Raw genomic sequence first — 18,093 nt, 5'->3', positions numbered from 1 at the left:
GAGGACCGACTCCACCTGATGGCACCCGAACCGATCATCCGCGAAAGCACCGCCCCGGCCCCGCAGCGCAGTTGACCCCGCTTCCGGAAGGACGGCACCCAGATGGACATCCGCCGACTCACGGACCGCCTCGGCGGCCTCGCCTACGGCGGGGACTACAACCCCGAGCAGTGGGACGCCCAGGTCTGGAAGGAGGACGACCAACTCATGCGCCGGGCGCGCGTCAACCTCGCCACCGTCGGCGTCTTCTCCTGGGCCCTGATGGAACCCGAGGAGGGCAGGTACGACTTCGAGTGGCTCGACGCCCACCTCGACCGCCTCCACGCGGCCGGTGTCGCGGTCGACCTGGCCACCCCCACCGCCTCCCCGCCGCCCTGGTTCACGCCGGCCCACCCGGACGCCCTGCCGGTCCGCGCCGACGGCGCCCGGCTGACCCACGGCAGCCGGGACACCTACTGCCTCGCCGCCCCCGCCTACCGCCGGGCCGCCCGCCGGATCGCCGGCGCCCTCGCCGAGCGCTACGGCGACCACCCGGCGCTCGCCCTGTGGCACGTCCACAACGAGTACGTCACCCTCTGCTGGTGCGACCACACCGCCGCCGCCTTCCGGGTCTGGCTGCGCGCCCGCCACGGCTCCCTGGACGCCCTCAACGAGGCCTGGGGAACGGCCTTCTGGAGCCAGCACTACACCTCGTGGGAGCAGATCCTCCCGCCCCGCGCCAGCCAGTGGCACCACAACCCCGGCCAGACGCTGGACTTCAGCCGCTTCTGGTCCGACGAGACCCTCGCCGCCTACCGCGAGCAGCGCGACGCGATCCGCGCCCACAGCGACCGCCCGGTGACCACCAACCTCATGCTGCCCGGCTACCAGAACCTCGACCTGTGGGCCTTCGGCCGCGAGGTCGACGTGGTCTCCGTCAACCACTACCCCGGCGCTCCCGGCGTCGACGCCGCCGCCCAGGCCGCCTTCGACGCCGACCGCGCACGCTCGATCGCCGGCGGCGCCCCCTGGCTGCTGATGGAACAGGGCACCAACACCGTCTACTCCGGCGGGCGCGTCCTCGCCAAGGAAGCGGGGGACATCCTGCGCCACTCGCTCGCCCACATCGCCCGCGGCTCGGAGGGCGCGCTGTTCTTCCAGTGGCGCCAGTCCCGGGCCGGGGCCGAGCAGTGGCACTCGGCGATGGTCCCGCACACCGGACCGGACAGCCGCATCTTCCGCGAGGTCACGGCCGCCGGGGAAGCCGTCGCCCGACTCGGCGAACTCGCCGGCTCCACCGTCCGCGCCGAGGTCGCCGTCCTGCACGACTCGGACGCCTGGTGGGCCCTGAGCGCCGACGGCCTCCCGTCGCCCGAACTCGACTACTACGCCGCGCTGCGCCGCGCCCACCGGGCGCTGTGGGACGCCGGCCGCACGGTCGACTTCGCCCACCCCGAGCACGACCTGAGCCGCTACCGGGTGGTCATCGCTCCGGCCCTGTTCCTGCTCACCGACGCGGGCGCCGAGAACCTGCGCCGCTACGTCGCGGACGGCGGCACGCTGCTCGTCCAGCATTTCAGCGGGGTGGTCGACGAGCATCTCCACTCCCGGCTCGGCGGCTACCCGGCCGCACCACTGCGCGAGGCGCTCGGCATCCGGGTCGAGGAGTACCGCCCGCTACGGCAGGAAGAGCAGATCACGCTCTCCGACGGTTCGACGGCCGGCTCCTGGAGCGAGTCCCTGCGCTCCGAGGGCGCCGAGACCCTCGCCGCCTACACCGGCGGCATGCTCGACGGCGGCCCGGCGCTCACCCGCCACGCCTTCGGCTCCGGCCACGGCTGGTACCTCTCCACCCGCCTCGACGACACCGGCTACGCCGACCTGGTCGGCCGGCTCCTGACGGAAGCCGGGGGCGTCCCGGAGGTTCCGGGCCTGCCGGCCGGCGTCGAGGCCGTCACCCGCCACGCGGCGGACGGCCGGAGCTGGCAGCTGCTGATCAACCACCGCACCGAGGCCGTACCCCTGCCGCGGCCGGGCCACGACCTGCTCACCGGCGCGACGCTCGGCGAACTGGCGCCCGGAAGCTGCGCGGTCCTGCGCAGGCAGTGAAGCCGCCCCCGACTCTCCCCCGCCCACCGAGGAAGGCCACCGATGAGCGACCAGCACAGGACGATCCGCTGGGGCCACGGCGCCCTGGAGCTGGAGGTCGACCTGGGCGAGCACGGCACCCCGCGACTGACCCGCCTCGGCGCACCCGGTGAGAAGAGCGCCGCACCCCGCCCCGGCGCGCCGCTGCCGCTGGTGGAGGTGACGACCGCGGATCTCGGCCGCTACTGGTCGGGCCGGCACCTCGTCGACAGCGCCCTCGGCGGGCGGCTGCGCCACCGCTCCCACCGGGCGACCCGGGACGGCGACTGGCACGTGCTCACCGTCGAACTCCACGAACCGGAGAGCGGTTTGACCGCCGAGGCGGTCTACCGCTCCCTGGACGGCCTGCCCGTGCTGCGCAGCGAGGTGGTGCTGCGCAACGAGGGGCCGCGCACGCTGCACCTGGAGTCGGTCGGATCGCTGGTGGCGGGCTGCCTCACCGGGGGCGACCCGGTGGACCTGGACCACGCCGACCTGCTGTGGGCGGAGAACGAGTGGTTCGCCGAGTGCCGCTGGCACCGCGAGCCGCTGCGGGTGTCCTCGCCCGAGCGGAGCGGCCGCTTCCGCACCACCTCCGGCCGCAGCACCCGCGTCGTGGCCGGGCAGGGTGTGTGGTCCAGCTGCGGCCACCTGCCGATGGGCGGCCTGACGGACCGCGCGTCCGGCCGCACCTGGCTGTGGCAGATCGAGCACAACGGCGGCGGCTGGCGCTGGGAGTGCGGCGTGCGGGACGACACCGCCTACGCGGCGCTGTACGGCCCGAACGACGCCGACCACGGCTGGCGCCATCCGCTGGAGCCGGGCGCCGAGTTCCGTACCGTACCCGTGGCACTCGCACTCGCCCCGGACGGCGGTCCCGACGGCGCCTTCGCCGCCCTCACCGCGTACCGCCGGGCCACCCGCCGCCCGCACCCCGACCACCGGCGGCTGCCGGTCGTCTTCAACGACTACATGAACTGCCTGATGGGCGATCCGACCACGGCCAAGCTGCTGCCGCTGGTCGACGCCGCCGCCGAGGCCGGCGCGGAGTACTTCGTCATCGACGCCGGCTGGTACGACGACGGCGACAACTGGTGGAGCTCCGTCGGGGCCTGGGAGCCGTCGGCCTCCCGCTTCCCCGGGCCGAAAGGGATCCACGAGGTCCTGGACCGCATCCGGGAGCGAGGCATGGTCCCCGGACTGTGGCTGGAGCCGGAGGCGGTCGGGGTGGACAGTCCGGTCGCGCGGTCCCTTCCGGAGGAGGCGTTCTTCCGCCGCGACGGCCGGCGGGTGGAGGAGGGCGGCGGCCGGTACCACCTCGACCTGCGCCACCCGGCCGCCCGCGCCCACCTGGACGCCGTGGTGGACCGCCTGGTCGGCGAGTGGGGCGTCGGGTACCTCAAGCTCGACCACAACACCGACCCGGGCTCCGGCACCAGCAGCCACCCGGGAGAGGCTCCGGCGGCCGGCCTGCTCGGCCACAACCGGGCCCAACTCGCCTGGCTGGACGGCATCCTGGACCGGCATCCGGCCCTCGTGGTCGAGAACTGCGCGTCCGGCGGCATGCGGATGGACCACGCCCTGCTCTCCCGGCTCCAGCTGCAGTCCACCAGCGACCAGCAGGACCTGCTGCGCTACGCGCCGATCGCGGCGGCGGCCCCCACCGCCGTCACGCCCGAGCAGGGCGCCGTCTGGGCCTACCCACTGCCCGAGGACTCCCCCGACCAGGTAGCCATCACCATGGCCAACGCGCTTCTCGGGCGCATCCACCTCTCCGGCCGCCTCGCCGAACTCAACCAAGAGGCGAGGGACTTGGTTCACGAGGCAGTGGCCGTCCACAAGGCGATCCGCACCGACCTGCCACAGGCGCTGCCCGCCTGGCCGCTCGGGCTCCCGGACTGGGAGGACCCGTGGATCGCCCTGGCGCTGCACACCCCGGACACCGCCTACGTCACCGCCTGGCGCCGCTCCGGCGAGGAGACCATCAGGGATCTCGACCTGCCCCGGCTGGCCGGCGCCGAGCTCCGCGTCGAGGTGCTCTACCCGTCGTCCAGCCAGGCCCGCGCCACCTGGCACCCCGACAGCGCCGAACTCACCCTGACCCTTCCGGCGGCCCCGTCCGCCGTCCTGCTGCGCCTCACCGGGACGTCCACCGAAAGGAGTTGACGATGCATCAGGCGACCGCGCGCGGTCCACCGCGCCGGCCCGCATCCGTACGGAACAACGCTCAGCGTCCGGGCCCGACCCCGAGCAGCCGCTCCGGGCCCCACCGTCCAGAACGCGGGAGTTCGACCCCCCACCCGAACACCACGCACCCCCACCCCTGGAGGGACGCAGTGAAATCACCCGTCCACACCTGTCGTGAACGCGTCATAGCCGTCGCGGCGACCCTGTCGCTCGCGGTCACCGGCGCGATCGCCGCCGTCGCACCGCCCGCCGTCGCCGCACCGCCCGCCGTCACGGCGAGCACCGTGTCGGTGTCGGTCGACGCCGCCCTGCAGCTCGCCACCGTTCCCGCCACCGGCGTCGGCGTGAACATCCCGGTCTACGACGCCGCCATGAACACCGCCACCACCCCCGGCCTGCTCAGCACGGCCGGCATCAACACCGTCCGCTACCCCGGCGGAAGCCACTCCGACGCCTACCACTGGCAGAGCGGCACCACCGACGACGGTTCGTACGTCGCCCCGAACACCGGCTTCGACGCCTTCATGGGCACCGTGCGCGCCGCCGGAGCGCAGCCGATCATCACCGCCAACTACGGCTCGGGCACCCCCCAGGAGGCCGGCGCCTGGGTCCAGTACGCCAACGCCACCAAGGGCTACGGCATCAAGTACTGGGAGATCGGCAACGAGGTCTACGGCAACGGCGAGTACGGCGCCCAGTGGGAGCACGACACCCACAGCAGCAAGAGCGCCACGACCTACGCGAACAACGTGCTCCAGTACGTCTCGGCGATGAAGGCCGCCGACCCGGGCGTCAAGATCGGTGCCGTGCTGACCACCCCCGGCTACTGGCCGGACGGCATGGTCGGCCCGGGCGACACCATGGACTGGAACCACACCGTCCTGTCGATCGCCGGCTCGAAGATCGACTTCGCCATCGTGCACGCCTACCCCACCAGCACCAGCCAGGCCGACCTGCTCACCAAGCCGCAGGCCCAGAACGCCGGCATCACCGGTGCCGTGCGCTCGCTGATCAACCAGTACGCCGGGACCAACGCCCCCAACGTCGGCATCGCGGTGACCGAGGCGAACGCCCAGGCCTACCTCGACACCTCCCCCAACGGACTGTTCGCCCCGGACAACTACCTCACCTGGCTGGAGAACGGCGCGTTCAACGTGGACTGGTGGGACCTGCGCAACGGCACCGACTGCACGAAGGTGACCACCGTCGAGGGCGCCACCGACTACAACGACGGCGGCATGGTCTCCAGCGGCTCCCCCTGCGAGCCCGCCGCCAACACGCCCTTCCCCGCCTACTACGGCATCCAGATGATCAGCAGGCTCGGCGCCCCCGGGGACACCCTGGTCAAGGCCGCCAGCTCGTCCTCGCTGCTCACCGCGCACGCCGTCCGCCGCGCCGACGGCGACGTGGACGTCATGCTGATCAACAAGGACCCGAACAACGACGCCACGGTGAACCTCTCCTACACCGGGTTCACCCCGTCCTCCGCCACCCCGACCGTCCACTCCTACCTCAAGAACGCCCACGGGATCGGCACGGCCCAGTCCGGCAGCCCGACCACCCAGACCGTACCCGCCTACGGCATCACGGTCGTCCAGATGCACCCGACCAGCGCGGCCTGCCGGGTCGTCTACAACAAGAACGAGTGGCAGGGCGTCATGGTCGGCTCCGTCACCGTCGTCAACAACGGCCTCGGACAGGTCAACGGCTGGTCCCTCGGCTTCGACTTCCCCGGCGACAACACCATCACCAACAGCTGGAACGCCTCGGTGTCGCAGAGCGGCCGGAGCGTCAACGCCGGGAACGTGTCCTACAACGCCTCCGTCCCGCAGGGCGGCAGCGTCCAGTGGGGCTTCAAGGCCACCTGGTCCAGCAGTGACGCCGACCCCTCCGCCTTCCGGTTCAACGGCGCCTCCTGCGCGATCGGCTGACTCCGGATCACTGCCGAGCGATGAGCCGGTGGTGTCCCGGGCACCCCAGGGCCCGGGGCACCACCACCCCGACATGCACCTTCGAAAGGAACCGACCACGTGTCAGAGCAGCCCCAGCCGACCGGCACCCTGCCCAACCCGGTGATCCCCGGCTTCCATCCGGACCCGAGCGTCTGCCGCGTGGGCGACGACTACTACCTCGTCTGCTCCAGCTTCGAGTACTTCCCCGGCATCCCGGTCTTCCACAGCCGCGACCTGTTCCACTGGACCCAGATCGGCAACGCCCTCGACCGGCCGAGCCAGCTGCGCCTGCCGCGCGAGTCCCCGTCCTCCGGCGGGATCTACGCCCCGACGCTGCGCCACCACGACGGCCGCTTCTGGCTGATCGTCACCAACGTCAGCGGTGACGGCAACCTGCTCTTCACCGCCACCGACCCGGCCGGCCCCTGGTCCGACCCGATCCGGCTGCCCGACGTCCACGGCATCGACCCGGACCTCGCCTGGGACGAGGACGGCACGTGCTACTGCACCGTCGCGGGCGTCTCCCAGGTCCGCCTCGACCCGGCCACCGGCGAGACCATCGGCGAGCCGCAGCGGATCTGGTCCGGCGGCCCCGGCGCCGCGGCCCCCGAGGCCCCGCACCTGTACCGGATCGGCGAGTACTGGTACCTGATGATCGCCGAGGGCGGCACCGAGCGCGGCCACGCCGTCTCCATCGCCCGCGGCGCCTCGCCCTCCGGCCCGTTCGAGCCGTGCCCGTCCAACCCGGTGCTGACCCACCGCGGCATCAACAGCCCCATCCAGAACACCGGGCACGCCGACCTCGTCCAGGCGCCCGACGGCTCCTGGTGGATGGTGCTGCTCGCCGTCCGGCCGCGCGGCGGCACCCCCGCCTGGTACGTACTCGGCCGGGAGACCTTCCTCGCCCCGGTCGAGTGGGTGGACGGCTGGCCGGTGGTCGGCCGGGTCACTCCCGAACTGCCGCTCCCGGTCTGGCCGCTGCACCCCGTACCCGCCGCACCGGCCCGGGACGACTTCGACCAGAGCGACCTGCACCCCCGGTGGATCTCGGTACGGAGCCGTCCCGAGCACCTGGTCACCACGAAGGAACGTTCCGGCTGGCTCACCCTGCGTGCCGCGGGCGCCTCCCTCGACGAGAACGACGTGGTGTTCGTCGGCCGACGCCAGCAGCACCTCAGCTGCCGGGCCCGCACCCTGATCGACCCCGCCGAGGGCCGCGGCGGCCTCGCCGTCCGCATGGACGAGGACCACCACTACGAGATCGAGGCGGCCGACGGCGAGGTCAAGGTGATCGCCCGGATCGGCTCGATCCGCACCGAGGTCGCCTCCCGTCCGGTGCCCGCCGGAGCCGTGGTGCTCGGTGTCGACGTCGTCCCGCGGCCGACGCGCGGCCCGCGCACCGGCCCCGACGACGTCGTCCTCGGCGTCGAGGAGCCCGACGGCAGCTTCGCCGCGCTCGCCGGCCTCGACGGGCGCTACCTGTCCACCGAGGTGGCCGGCGGCTTCACCGGCCGGGTCATCGGCATGTACGCCGCCGAAGGCACCGTCCACTTCGACCGGTTCGACTACGAGCCGCTCCCTTTGTCCTGACGATCCGTCAGAATTTTCCGCCTGTCCATACGAAAGGGACACCCCGTGAACGACGCACCGCCCACCGCACCCACCCGCAACCGCCGCCTCCACCGCACGGCCGGCCTCCTGGTGGCCCTGATCACCACCGGTGCCCTCTGCGGCGGCACGGCGATCGCCGCCCCCGCCGACAAGGCCCCGTCCGCGGCCGAGGCCGCCGGGCTCAGGGTCCCCGACAACCCGATGGCCGCAGTGGCCGCGATGCAGCCCAGCTGGAACCTTGGCAACACCCTCGACGCCCTCCCCGACGAGACGTCCTGGGGCAACCCGCTCACCACCAAGGCCACCTTCGACGGCCTCAAGGCCCAGGGCTTCCGCAGCGTCCGCATCCCGGTCACCTGGTACCCGCACCAGTCCGCCACCGCCCCGTACACCATCGACCCGGTGTGGATGAAGCGGGTCAAGCAGGTGGTCGACCTCGCCCTCGCGGACGGCCTCTACGTCGAGATCAACGTCCACCACGACTCGTGGCAGTGGATCAAGTACATGTCCACCGACCACGACACCATCACGGCCCGGTTCAACTCCACCTGGCAGCAGATCGCCACCGTCTTCAAGGACGAGCCGCGCACGCTGCTCATGGAGAGCATCAACGAACCGCAGTTCGACGCCGCCACCGACGCCCAGAAGACCCAGTACCTGCGCGAGCTCAACACCTCCTTCCACAGCATCGTGCGCAACTCCGGTGGCAGGAACAAGGACCGCCTGCTCGTCCTGCCCTCGGAGGAGACCAACAACGCCCAGCACTGGTTGGACGACCTGTCCACCACGATGACCTCGCTGAAGGACCGCAACCTGGTCGCCACCGTGCACTACTACAGCTGGTACCCGTTCAGCGTGAACATCGCCAACGACCCGACCTACGACGCCAAGGCCCAGTCGGACCTGACCGAGGGTTTCGCCCGGGTGCACGACACCTTCGTCGCCAAGGGCATCCCCGTCTACCTCGGCGAGTACGGCCTGCTCACCTCGCCCTACTCCGGCGTGGTCGAGCGCGGCGAGATGCTCAAGTACTTCGAGCACGTCAACTACGAGGCGCGGCGCAACGGCATGACCTCCGCCGTCTGGGACGCCTCCAACGACTTCCTGAACCGTTCCACCATGCGATGGATGGTCCCCGAGATGAAGGACCTGATCCAGACCTCCTGGCGGACCCGCTCGGGCACCGCCTCCACCGACAACATCTTCCTGCCGAAGTCCGGCCCCATCGCCGCGCAGAGCATCACCCTCAACCGCAACGGCCAGTGGTTCGCCGGCCTCTGGCAGGACGACCTCCCGCTGATCCCCTACCTCGACTACACCCTCGACGGCGACAAGCTCACCCTGACCGCCGACGCCCTCACCCGCCTCGCCGGCGACCGCGCCGCCGGCATCGACGCCACCCTCGAAGTCCGCTACTCCGACGGCGTCCCGTGGAAGCTCTTCGTGCGCTCCTACGACAAGCCGACCATGGCCGACGCCACCGGGACGCTCGACGGGCTCACCATCCCCACCCGGTTCAACGGCGCCCTGATGGCCAACGTCCAGTCCACCTACGCCGACGGCACCGCCGCCGGCCCGGCCGCCTGGACCACCTACCAGTCGTTCGACAACCTCCGTGCCGACTACACCGCCAGCACCACCACTCTGAAGCCCGACTACGTCAAGGCCCTCAAGGACGGCGTCCCGGCGACGTTCACCTTCCGCTTCTGGACCGGCGACACCGTCACCTACACCGTCACCAAGTCCGGCAACACCGTGACCGGTACCGCCTCCTGACCTCTGTTCCTCTCCGCCCCGGCTGCCGCCCCCGGCAGCCGGGGCCTCCGCGTGTCCCGAGGTGCCCCGTCCGCTCCCGCCGCCCCCGCGCGACGGCCGAACCCGACGCACAGCGGACACCCGAACCCGAGGGCCTTCCGGCACCGACGCGCGACCTGGTCCCGACCGCGGGCTGACATCGCGGGGCGGGCCGACCCGGAGCAGACGCTCGGATCGGCCCGCCCCGCGGCGACGCACGACCCCGGCCGCCGCGCGGCCGGGGTTCCCAGGGGCGTCGGGTGCCGGGTCCCGGGTGGAGCCGCCGGGTCAGCGCTGCAGGGTGAGCACTCCCGGCCGGTACGGCAGCTGGATGTAGGAAGCGCCGTCCGAGTTGGGGTTCCTGCCCTGGTAGAGGAGCTGCAGGTTGCAGGGGTCGACGGTCATGGTCTGGTCGGGGTTGTTGCGGACCAGGTCACCGTGGCTGATGTCGTTGGTCCAGGTGGCACCGCTGTTGGCCAGGCCGGCGAAGGGGTTGCCCGGGGTGGCGGCCTGCGGGGTCCACGAGCCGTTCAGGCTGGTGGCGGTGAACGAGCGGAAGTAGCGGTGCTCGTTCGCGTCCCGGGCCTCGACGAACATGAGGTACTGGTTCTGGCCCTGGACCCTGTAGACCTGGGGCGCCTCGAACAGGTTCTGCACCGTGTCGCTCATGACCGTGGTGTACGAGGAGCCGAAGTTGCCGGGGAAGTTCCCGATCGGCATGCTCGCCCGGTAGATGCTGCCGTTGTCACCGGCGAAGAACAGGTACATGTTCTGGTCGTCGGCGATCAGGGTCGGGTCGATCGGGCCTCCGGTGGGGAGGCTGCCGGTGAACAGCGCCTGCGGCGCCGACCAGCCGTTGGGGTTGGTGGGGTCGCTGGACGTGCGGTAGGTGAAGGGCCAGGCGGTACCCCACCCCAGGGAGGCCAGCACCCAGGTGTTCTTGGGCGCGAAGTAGAACAGCTGGGGCGCCACTGCGGACGAGGACATGACGGTCTGGGGGGCCGAGGCCATGTCCGACCAGTTCGCGAAGGGAGCGAATCCCATCGACTTCCACGACGTTCCGTCGGAGTAGGTCGCGTAGACCAGGTGCTTGCCGTTGTAGACCACGTCGGTGAAGTCCTTCAGCGCGGCTCCCCCGTTCACCGGCTCCGCCAGCGGACCGGTCGAGGTCCACCGGTACGTCGACGGGAGGGCACACGTGGTGCCCGTCCCGGACAGGCCGGTCCACTGCTGATTGCCGCCGCCGCTGCAGTTCCAGAGCTGCACCGCCGTGCCGTTGGCCGTACCGGCGCCCGACACGTCCAGGCACAGCCCGGACTCCACGCCGACGACCGTACCGTCGGTGTTCACCCGCCACTGCTGGTTCGCACCGCCGGTGCAGGACCAGATCTCCACCCGGGTGCCGGCCGTGGTGGCGTGGCCGGGAACGTCCAGGCACTTGTTGCCGTACACGGTCAGCTGGTTGGCGGACGTCACCGTCCACTGCTGGTTGGTCCCGCCCGTGCAGTCCCAGATCTGCAGGAGCGTACCGTCGGCCTGGCCGGCGTTCGGCACGTCGAGGCACCGGCCGGAACCCGTACCGCGCAAGGCGCCGCTGGTGGCCGCCTGCGCGGGGGCCGCGACGAGCATCGCCGCCAACGCCACCACGGCCGCGAGCATCGCGGTCAGCACCACGGACGGAGGCCTACGGCGGGAACCTTGCCTGTGCATGGGGGTCTCCTTGTCTGAGGCGTGCAGCTGTCACACGGCTCGTTGTCGTTCACATGTGTGCAACCTGACGGCGAGCGCCAGGAGTTGGGGTCGGCCGACGAGGAAGCCCCAGCTCTGCCCGTCGGGGGTCGGAAGCCCGGTACGGGTGCTCCTCCCGGCAGGGGCGAGGAAGCGGGTCGAGGAGTGCACCCCGACGGGCCGGACGTGAGGGCGTTGCCGCCGACCGAGTCGGCGAGGGCGAAGTGCGGCTCGGATGTTAGCGTTAACAATCCAGGGGTGAAGCGAGCCCTCCTCTGGGGAGGCAGACGAGATCTTCGATGTGAGCGGAGTCAATACCCGCCCGCTTGGGCACGTCAAGATGTCTGCAACGACTTTCGCGGCCGAGGCGGCCCGCTCCCCCACCACGCCGGCCGCCATCGGCGGCCGGCACGACCCGCGCGCCGTCCGTCGGCGCCGACCGGGGCCCATTGATGGGACTTTTTTCCCTCCCCGTCCACCCCTCATCGGTCGAACAGGCCCTTCTTGCAGCAATCTTGCGCGATGCCTGGACAGCACCCCCGACCGCCGCCTATACATACATCCCATCTCTCCGGCGCGGCGGGCACACCGGCAACTGCCGCCCGGTACAACTCTCTCCCGCTCAAGGGACCAGCGTGAGGAAGTACCGATGAGACTCAGGACCGCACTCTGCTCCACCGCCTCGGCCCTGTCCGCCCTGGCGCTGCTCAGCGCCTGCGGCAGCGGCTCGGGCACCAGCGCCGCGTCGGGCAACGCACCGCTGGTCGGCGTCGACTACCCGCGCTCCGACACCGACTTCTGGAACTCGTACATCAAGTACACGCCCGGATACGCCGGACAGCTGGGCCTGTCGCTCAAGACGACGAACTCGCAGAACGACGTCGCCAAGCTGACCGCCAACGCACAGACCTTCATCAGCCAAGGTGTGAAGGGGATCGCGATGGCACCGCAGGACACCGCCGCCATCGCGCCGACGCTGACGCAGTTGGAGGCGAAGAAGATCCCCGTCGTCACCATCGACACCCGCCCCGACAACGGAAACGTGTTCATGGTGGTACGGGCCGACAACCGGGCCTACGGCGAGAAGGCCTGCCAGTACCTCGGCACGAAGCTCGGCGGCGCGGGCAAGGTCGTCATGCTGGAGGGCGGCCTGGACTCCATCAACGGCCGGGACCGCACCGAGGCGTTCAACGACTGCATGAAGAAGAACTACCCCGGCATCAAGGTGTTCGGCGAGGCCACCAACTGGGACGGCGCGGTCGCCGCACAGAAGCTCCAGACCGACCTGACCGCCAACCCGGACATCAAGGGGGTCTACATGGAGTCCAGCTTCGCGCTGGCCGGCACCCTCCAGGTCCTCAAGCAGAAGGGCCTGCTGGTCGACCCGGCGGACAGTAAGCACGTCTTCGTCGTGTCCAACGACGGCATCCCCGAGGAGCTCAAGTCCATCGCGGCGGGCAAGATCGACGCCACCGTCTCCCAGCCGGCCGATCTGTACGCCAAGTACGCCCTGTACTACCTCCAGGCGGCGATCGGCGGGAAGACGTTCGCAGCGGGCAGGACCGACCACGACAGCACCATCATCCAGGTCCGTCCCGGTCTGCTCGAGGACCAGCTCCCCGCTCCCCTGGTCACCATCGACGGCGGCACTTACGGCGGCGTGCCCAGCGTCAAGAGCGACGACACCTCCCTGTGGGGCAACAACCTGGGCTGACCTGCCCGGTCGGACACCCAACGGCTAACGATGACAAGGCGGTTGTAATGAGCGACGGGGAACTGGCAGCCGGCCCCGGACCCGCCCCGGCGGACGACGGACCGCCCCAGGCGGGTCCGCCCGTCGTCGAGGCGACGGGCATAGTCAAGCGATTCGGTCCGACGGTGGCCCTCGACGGCGCCCGGATCACCATCAGGCCCGGCGAGACCCACGCGCTCGTCGGCCGCAACGGGGCCGGCAAGTCGACGCTCGTCTCGGTCCTCACCGGCCTGCAGGCCCCCGACGAGGGAACGGTCTTCTTCGGCGGCGCCCCCGCACCACGGCCGGCGGACCGCGACGCCTGGCGGCAGCGCGTGGCCTGCGTCTACCAGAAGTCCACGATCATCCCCACCCTGACCGTGGCCGAGAACCTGTTCCTGAACCGGCAGGGCCGCGGCCGCGGCCGGCTCATCAGCTGGCCGGCTGTTCGCCGGCAGGCGCAGGAGCTACTGGCGGCGTGGTCCGTCGACGTCGACCCGCAGACCTCGGCCGGCGATCTGAGCGTGGAGCAGCGGCAGTTCGTGGAGATCGCCAGGGCGCTGTCCTTCGGCGCCCGGTTCATCATCCTCGACGAGCCGACCGCCCAGCTCGACGGAGCGGCCATCACCCGCCTCTTCGAGCGCATCCGCGACCTGCAGCAGCAGGGCGTGACCTTCCTGTTCATCAGCCACCACCTCCAGGAGGTCTACGACATCTGCGACATGGTGACGGTGTTCCGCGACGCCCGGCACATCGTGACCGCTCCGGTCGCGGAACTCCCCCGCACCGAGCTGGTCGCCGCGATGACCGGCGAGGCGGCGGTCGACCGGCTGCAGGTGCGGCCGAGCAGCCTCGACCGCACCGCCACGCCGGCGCTCTCCGTGCAGGCGCTGGGCAGCGGCGCCACCTACGGTGACGTCACGTTCGAGGTGGGCGCCGGGGAGATCGTCGGGCTCGCGGGTGCCGCCGGCAGCGGTCGTACCGAGGTCGCCGAGACCGTGGTGGGGCTGCGGGCGGCCCAGGTGGGCGAGGTGGCGATCGCCGGGCGGCGGCCTCGGCCCGGCAGTGTTCCCGCCGCCCTCGTCGCAGGTGCCGGGTTCGTCCCGCAGGACCGGCACCACCAGGGATTCGTGCCCGACATGTCGATCGCCGACAACGCCACGCTGTCCGTTCCGCACCGGATCGGCAGGAACGGATTCCTCAGCCGTGGCCGACGGGACCGGCTCGCCGGCGACATGATCGAGAAGCTCGCGATCAAGGCACCAGGACCCGAGCTGCCCGTCTCCGCGCTCTCGGGCGGCAACCAGCAGAAGGTCGTCATGGCCCGGGCGCTGGCGGACGACCCCCGCCTGTTGGTGCTGATCAACCCGACCGCGGGCGTGGACGTGCGCTCCAAGGAGTTCCTCCTCGGCAAGGTCGAGGAGACGGCGCGGACCGGGACGGGAGTGCTCATCGCCTCCGACGAGCTCGACGACCTCCGCATGTGCGACCGGGTCCTGGTGATGTTCCAGGGCCGGGTGACCTCAGAGATGGCCCGCGGCTGGCACGACCACGAGCTCGTGGCCGCGATGGAAGGAGTGGACCTCGATGCCTGAAACCGTCCTCGCGGACACGGCCGGCAAGGCCGCGGAGCCCAAGCCCCCGCGCACGGCGCTGCTCGGCGGCCGGATACCCCTGGCCCGGCTGCGGGACCTCGCCCTCGTCCCCGCGATCGTCGTCATCGCGATCGTCGGCCAGATCGTCAACCCCGTCTTCCTGCAGGCCGACAACCTCATCAACGTCCTGCAGACCATGTCCGAGATGGCCCTGCTGGTCCTCGCCCAGGCGATGATCCTCATCGTCAAGAAGATGGACCTGTCCCTGGAGTCCACGATGGGCCTCGCGCCGGGCGTGGCGGCCTGGCTGGTCGTCCCCGCCGGCGCGGGACACGGGCTCGGCCTGCTCCCCGGTGCCTGGGCGATCCCCGTCACCCTCGCCGTGGGCGTGCTGGTCGGCGTGGTCAACTCCCTGATGATCATCCGCTTCGGCCTCAACGGCTTCATCGTCACCCTCGGCATGCTCATCGTCCTGCGCGGCATCCTCACCGGCATCTCCGGTGGGCAGACCTTCTTCCAGCTGCCGGACTCGATGCTCTACCTCGGCACCGCCGAGTGGTTCGGGATGCCCGCCTCCATCTGGACGTGCCTGGTCCTGTTCGCGATCGCGATCGTGGTGCTCGGCTGGACCGACTTCGGCCGCTCGCTCTACGCCGTCGGCGGCAACGCCGACGCGGCGAAGGCGGCCGGCATCCGTACCGGCCGGGTGCTGTGGACCGTGATCGTGACGGGCAGCGTGCTCGCCTCCCTCGCCGGCCTGATGCTGTCCGGGCGCCTGGCCTCGGTCGCCTCCGCGCAGGGCAACGGCTACATCTTCACCGTCTTCGCCGCCGCCGTCATCGGCGGGATCAGCCTGAACGGCGGCAGGGGGACCATGTTCGGCGCGTTCTGCGGCATCCTCCTGCTCTTCATGATCCAGAACGTGCTCACACTGGCGGGCGTCCCCGCACAGTGGATCGGTGCTCTCAACGGCCTGATCATCCTGATCGCCCTCGCCATCTCCCGCATCACCGGCGGCAAGGTCCAGGAGTGACCCGGGCGGCCGCCGCCCGCCGCCCGTCCTGCGCCGCCTCCACGTCCCGTCGCGGGGGGATCGCCCCCGTGTTCCTCACAGGAGTTGCCGTCATGCCATCCCCCGTGCCCGCGCCCGCCCGCATCACCGCCCTGGACGTCCTGGACGTGCGGTTCCCCACCTCCGAACACCTCGACGGCTCGGACGCCATGAATCCGGAGCCCGACTACTCCGCCGCCTACGTGGTGCTGCGCACCGACGCCGGCGACGGACTGGAGGGCCACGCCCTCGCCTTCACCACCGGACGCGGCAACGACGTACAGGCCGCCGCCATCGCCGCCCTCGCCCCGTACGTCGTCGGCCTGTCCGTCGAGGACGTCTGCGGCGACCTCGGCGCCTTCTCCCGCTCGCTCGTGCACGATCCGCAGCTGCGCTGGCTGGGCCCGGAGAAGGGCGCCATCCACATGGCCACCGGAGCCGTCGTCAACGCCGCCTGGGACCTCGCCGCCAAACGCGCGGGCCGGCCCGTCTGGCGGTTCCTCGGCGAGATGGCCCCCGAGGAGCTGGTCGCCCAGGTCGACTTCCGCTGGCTCAGCGACGCGCTCACCCCCGAGGAGGCCCTGGAGATCCTGCGCCGTGCCGAACCGGGCCGCCAGGAGCGCACCGCCCGTCTCCTGGAGCAGGGCTACCCCGCCTACACCACCACACCCGGCTGGCTCGGCTACTCCGACGAGAAGCTGGCCCGCCTGGCCCGCGAGGCCGTCGCCGACGGCTTCACCCAGATCAAGCTGAAGGTCGGCGCGTCCCTGGAGGACGATGTACGGCGCATGCGGGTCGCCCGCGACGCGGTCGGCCCGGACATCCGCATCGCCGTCGACGCCAACCAGCGATGGGACGTGGCACCCGCGATCGAATGGATGCGTGCCCTCGCCCGCTACGACCCGTACTGGATCGAGGAGCCCACCTCCCCCGACGACATCCTCGGCCACGCCGCCGTCCGCGAGGCCCTCGGCCCCATCAAGGTCGCCACCGGCGAGCACGTCGCCAACCGGGTCGTCTTCAAGCAGCTGTTGCAGGCCGGCGCGGTGGACATCGTGCAGATCGACTCCGCCCGGGTCGGCGGCGTCAACGAGAACCTGGCGATCCTCCTGCTGGCCGCGAAGTTCGGGGTGCCGGTCTGCCCGCACGCCGGTGGCGTGGGGCTGTGCGAGATGGTCCAGCACCTGTCGATGTTCGACTACGTCGCCGTCTCCGGCACCACCGAGGACCGGGTCATCGAGTACGTCGACCACCTGCACGAGCACTTCGTCGACCCCGTCCGCATCTCCGACGGCCGCTACCTCGCGCCGGCCCTGCCCGGGCTGAGCGCGCAGATGCACCCGGGCTCGCTCAAGGAGTACACCTATCCCGACGGCCCGGTCTGGGCGGCCCGTGCCTGAGGCCCGGGTCCCCGTCGGCGCGCATCACCGCGGGTGGGGCGCCCGCGGGCCGCGCACGGCCGCGACCGCGACCGCGGCAGGCCGGCACAGCCCTCCCAGTATCATCAACGTCACCCTCGGCAGGCGGACCGACGATCTCCGTGCCCGGGAACCCATCAGGTCGGACGTGCCTGTCGCGGACAGGCACGGAAGGAGTGCGCGGTGTCTCTGACGGACAAGGCCATCGCGCAGATCCGGGAGCTGATCCGCAGCGGAGCGCTGCCACCGGGCTCGAAGCTCCCGCCGGAGGCGGAGCTGGCCGCCCAGCTCGGCCTCTCCCGCAACCTGGCCCGGGAGGCCGTGAAGGCACTGGCCGTCGCCCGGGTCCTGGAAGTCCGGCGGGGCGACGGAACCTACGTGACCAGCCTTCAGCCGAGCCTGCTCCTGGAGGGGCTCGGCGGTGCGGTGGAGCTGCTGCAGGGCGATTCCGCCGCCGTGCAGGACCTCATCGAGGTGCGGCGGCTCCTGGAACCGGTCGCCACCGCACTGGCCGCCACCCGGATCTCCGACGAACAGCTGGCCGAGCTGGAACGGCACCTGGAGGCCATGCGCGACGCCCGTGACGACGTGGAGCGGCTCATCGCCCATGATGCCGCGTTCCACCGCGCCGTCATCTCGGCCACGGGCAACGAGACCCTGGTGACGATCCTGGAGGGCATCTCCGGGCGTACGCTGCGCGCCCGCGCCTGGCGCGGTCTGGTCGACGCCCAGGCGTCGGACCGGACCATCGCCGAGCACCAGGCCATCTTCCGGGCGCTGTCGATCCGCGACGCCTCCCTCAGCCAGGCCGCCGCGTTGATGCACGTCAGCAACACCGCGCTGTGGCTGGGCGAACACCTGCGTTCGGGAGAAGCCCTCCCGTGGACGTGAGGGGCGGGGAGCGCGGCGCCGCCCCCGA

The 18,093-nt window shown here is 71.4% G+C and carries 11 protein-coding genes; 10 read left to right on the top strand and 1 reads right to left on the bottom strand.

Features of this window, described 5'->3' with window-relative positions; translation table 11 throughout:
• The first annotated feature begins 102 nt into the window (after nucleotides 1-102).
• The 5 genes from ABTY61_RS02615 (at nucleotide 103) to ABTY61_RS02595 (ending at nucleotide 9,632) form a co-directional block, all read left to right on the top strand.
• Nucleotides 103-2,088, top strand: coding sequence for a beta-galactosidase (locus ABTY61_RS02615; protein WP_350503051.1), 1,986 nt, complete (start codon nucleotides 103-105; stop codon nucleotides 2,086-2,088).
• Between the two features lie 42 nt (nucleotides 2,089-2,130).
• On the top strand, nucleotides 2,131-4,272 hold the full coding sequence (locus ABTY61_RS02610; protein WP_350503050.1) for a glycoside hydrolase family 36 protein: 2,142 nt from the start codon (nucleotides 2,131-2,133) through the stop codon (nucleotides 4,270-4,272).
• Nucleotides 4,273-4,442: 170 nt separating this feature from the next.
• A complete protein-coding gene (locus tag ABTY61_RS02605) occupies nucleotides 4,443-6,224 on the top strand; it encodes a cellulose binding domain-containing protein (protein ID WP_350503049.1) in 1,782 nt (593 codons plus the stop codon).
• A 99-nt stretch (nucleotides 6,225-6,323) separates the two neighbouring features.
• Nucleotides 6,324-7,835 carry a glycoside hydrolase family 43 protein gene (locus tag ABTY61_RS02600; protein WP_350503048.1) on the top strand — a complete coding sequence of 504 codons (1,512 nt, stop codon included), beginning with the start codon at nucleotides 6,324-6,326 and terminating at the stop codon, nucleotides 7,833-7,835.
• A gap of 45 nt (nucleotides 7,836-7,880) precedes the next feature.
• The gene (locus tag ABTY61_RS02595) at nucleotides 7,881-9,632 is read left to right on the top strand and encodes a cellulase family glycosylhydrolase (RefSeq protein WP_350503047.1); all 1,752 of its coding nucleotides are present in this window, start codon (nucleotides 7,881-7,883) and stop codon (nucleotides 9,630-9,632) included.
• Between the two features lie 306 nt (nucleotides 9,633-9,938).
• Here ABTY61_RS02595 and ABTY61_RS02590 read toward each other — a convergent pair whose 3' ends face one another.
• The gene (locus ABTY61_RS02590) at nucleotides 9,939-11,360 is read right to left on the bottom strand and encodes a non-reducing end alpha-L-arabinofuranosidase family hydrolase (RefSeq protein WP_350503046.1); all 1,422 of its coding nucleotides are present in this window, start codon (nucleotides 11,358-11,360) and stop codon (nucleotides 9,939-9,941) included.
• Between the two features lie 667 nt (nucleotides 11,361-12,027).
• Between ABTY61_RS02590 and ABTY61_RS02585 the strand changes: the two genes are divergently transcribed.
• From ABTY61_RS02585 to ABTY61_RS02565, 5 genes are all read left to right on the top strand, one after another.
• Nucleotides 12,028-13,092, top strand: coding sequence for a sugar ABC transporter substrate-binding protein (locus ABTY61_RS02585; RefSeq protein ID WP_350503045.1), 1,065 nt, complete (start codon nucleotides 12,028-12,030; stop codon nucleotides 13,090-13,092).
• 47 nt (nucleotides 13,093-13,139) lie between these two features.
• Entirely contained in the window at nucleotides 13,140-14,705 is a 1,566-nt protein-coding gene (locus ABTY61_RS02580; protein WP_350503044.1) for a sugar ABC transporter ATP-binding protein, read from the top strand.
• Nucleotides 14,698-15,738 (top strand): ABC transporter permease, encoded by a 1,041-nt coding sequence (locus tag ABTY61_RS02575; RefSeq protein WP_350503043.1) that lies wholly within the window; start codon nucleotides 14,698-14,700, stop codon nucleotides 15,736-15,738. Before ABTY61_RS02580 ends, ABTY61_RS02575 begins: the two co-directional genes overlap by 8 nt.
• A gap of 92 nt (nucleotides 15,739-15,830) precedes the next feature.
• Nucleotides 15,831-17,156, top strand: a complete 1,326-nt coding sequence (locus tag ABTY61_RS02570; RefSeq protein ID WP_350503042.1) for an L-fuconate dehydratase — start codon at nucleotides 15,831-15,833, stop codon at nucleotides 17,154-17,156.
• Nucleotides 17,157-17,357: 201 nt separating this feature from the next.
• Nucleotides 17,358-18,065, top strand: a complete 708-nt coding sequence (locus tag ABTY61_RS02565; RefSeq protein WP_350503041.1) for a FadR/GntR family transcriptional regulator — start codon at nucleotides 17,358-17,360, stop codon at nucleotides 18,063-18,065.
• Nucleotides 18,066-18,093 lie beyond the last annotated feature (28 nt).

The sequence above is a fragment of the Kitasatospora sp. NPDC096128 genome, assembly GCF_040303105.1.
GTDB lineage: Bacteria > Actinomycetota > Actinomycetes > Streptomycetales > Streptomycetaceae > Kitasatospora.
The sequence above is the reverse complement of the archived record's forward strand: the minus strand, read 5'-3'. Positions and strand labels throughout refer to the sequence as shown.

Bases quoted from the DNA above. Each gene is read 5' to 3' on its own strand.
- ABTY61_RS02585 (WP_350503045.1), top strand. From the start codon at position 12,028: ATGAGACTCAGGACCGCACTCTGCTCCACCGCCTCGGCCCTGTCCGCC.
- ABTY61_RS02590 (WP_350503046.1), bottom strand. From the start codon at position 11,360: ATGCACAGGCAAGGTTCCCGCCGTAGGCCTCCGTCCGTGGTGCTGACC.
- ABTY61_RS02615 (WP_350503051.1), top strand. From the start codon at position 103: ATGGACATCCGCCGACTCACGGACCGCCTCGGCGGCCTCGCCTACGGC.
- ABTY61_RS02575 (WP_350503043.1), top strand. From the start codon at position 14,698: ATGCCTGAAACCGTCCTCGCGGACACGGCCGGCAAGGCCGCGGAGCCC.
- ABTY61_RS02610 (WP_350503050.1), top strand. From the start codon at position 2,131: ATGAGCGACCAGCACAGGACGATCCGCTGGGGCCACGGCGCCCTGGAG.
- ABTY61_RS02580 (WP_350503044.1), top strand. From the start codon at position 13,140: ATGAGCGACGGGGAACTGGCAGCCGGCCCCGGACCCGCCCCGGCGGAC.
- ABTY61_RS02570 (WP_350503042.1), top strand. From the start codon at position 15,831: ATGCCATCCCCCGTGCCCGCGCCCGCCCGCATCACCGCCCTGGACGTC.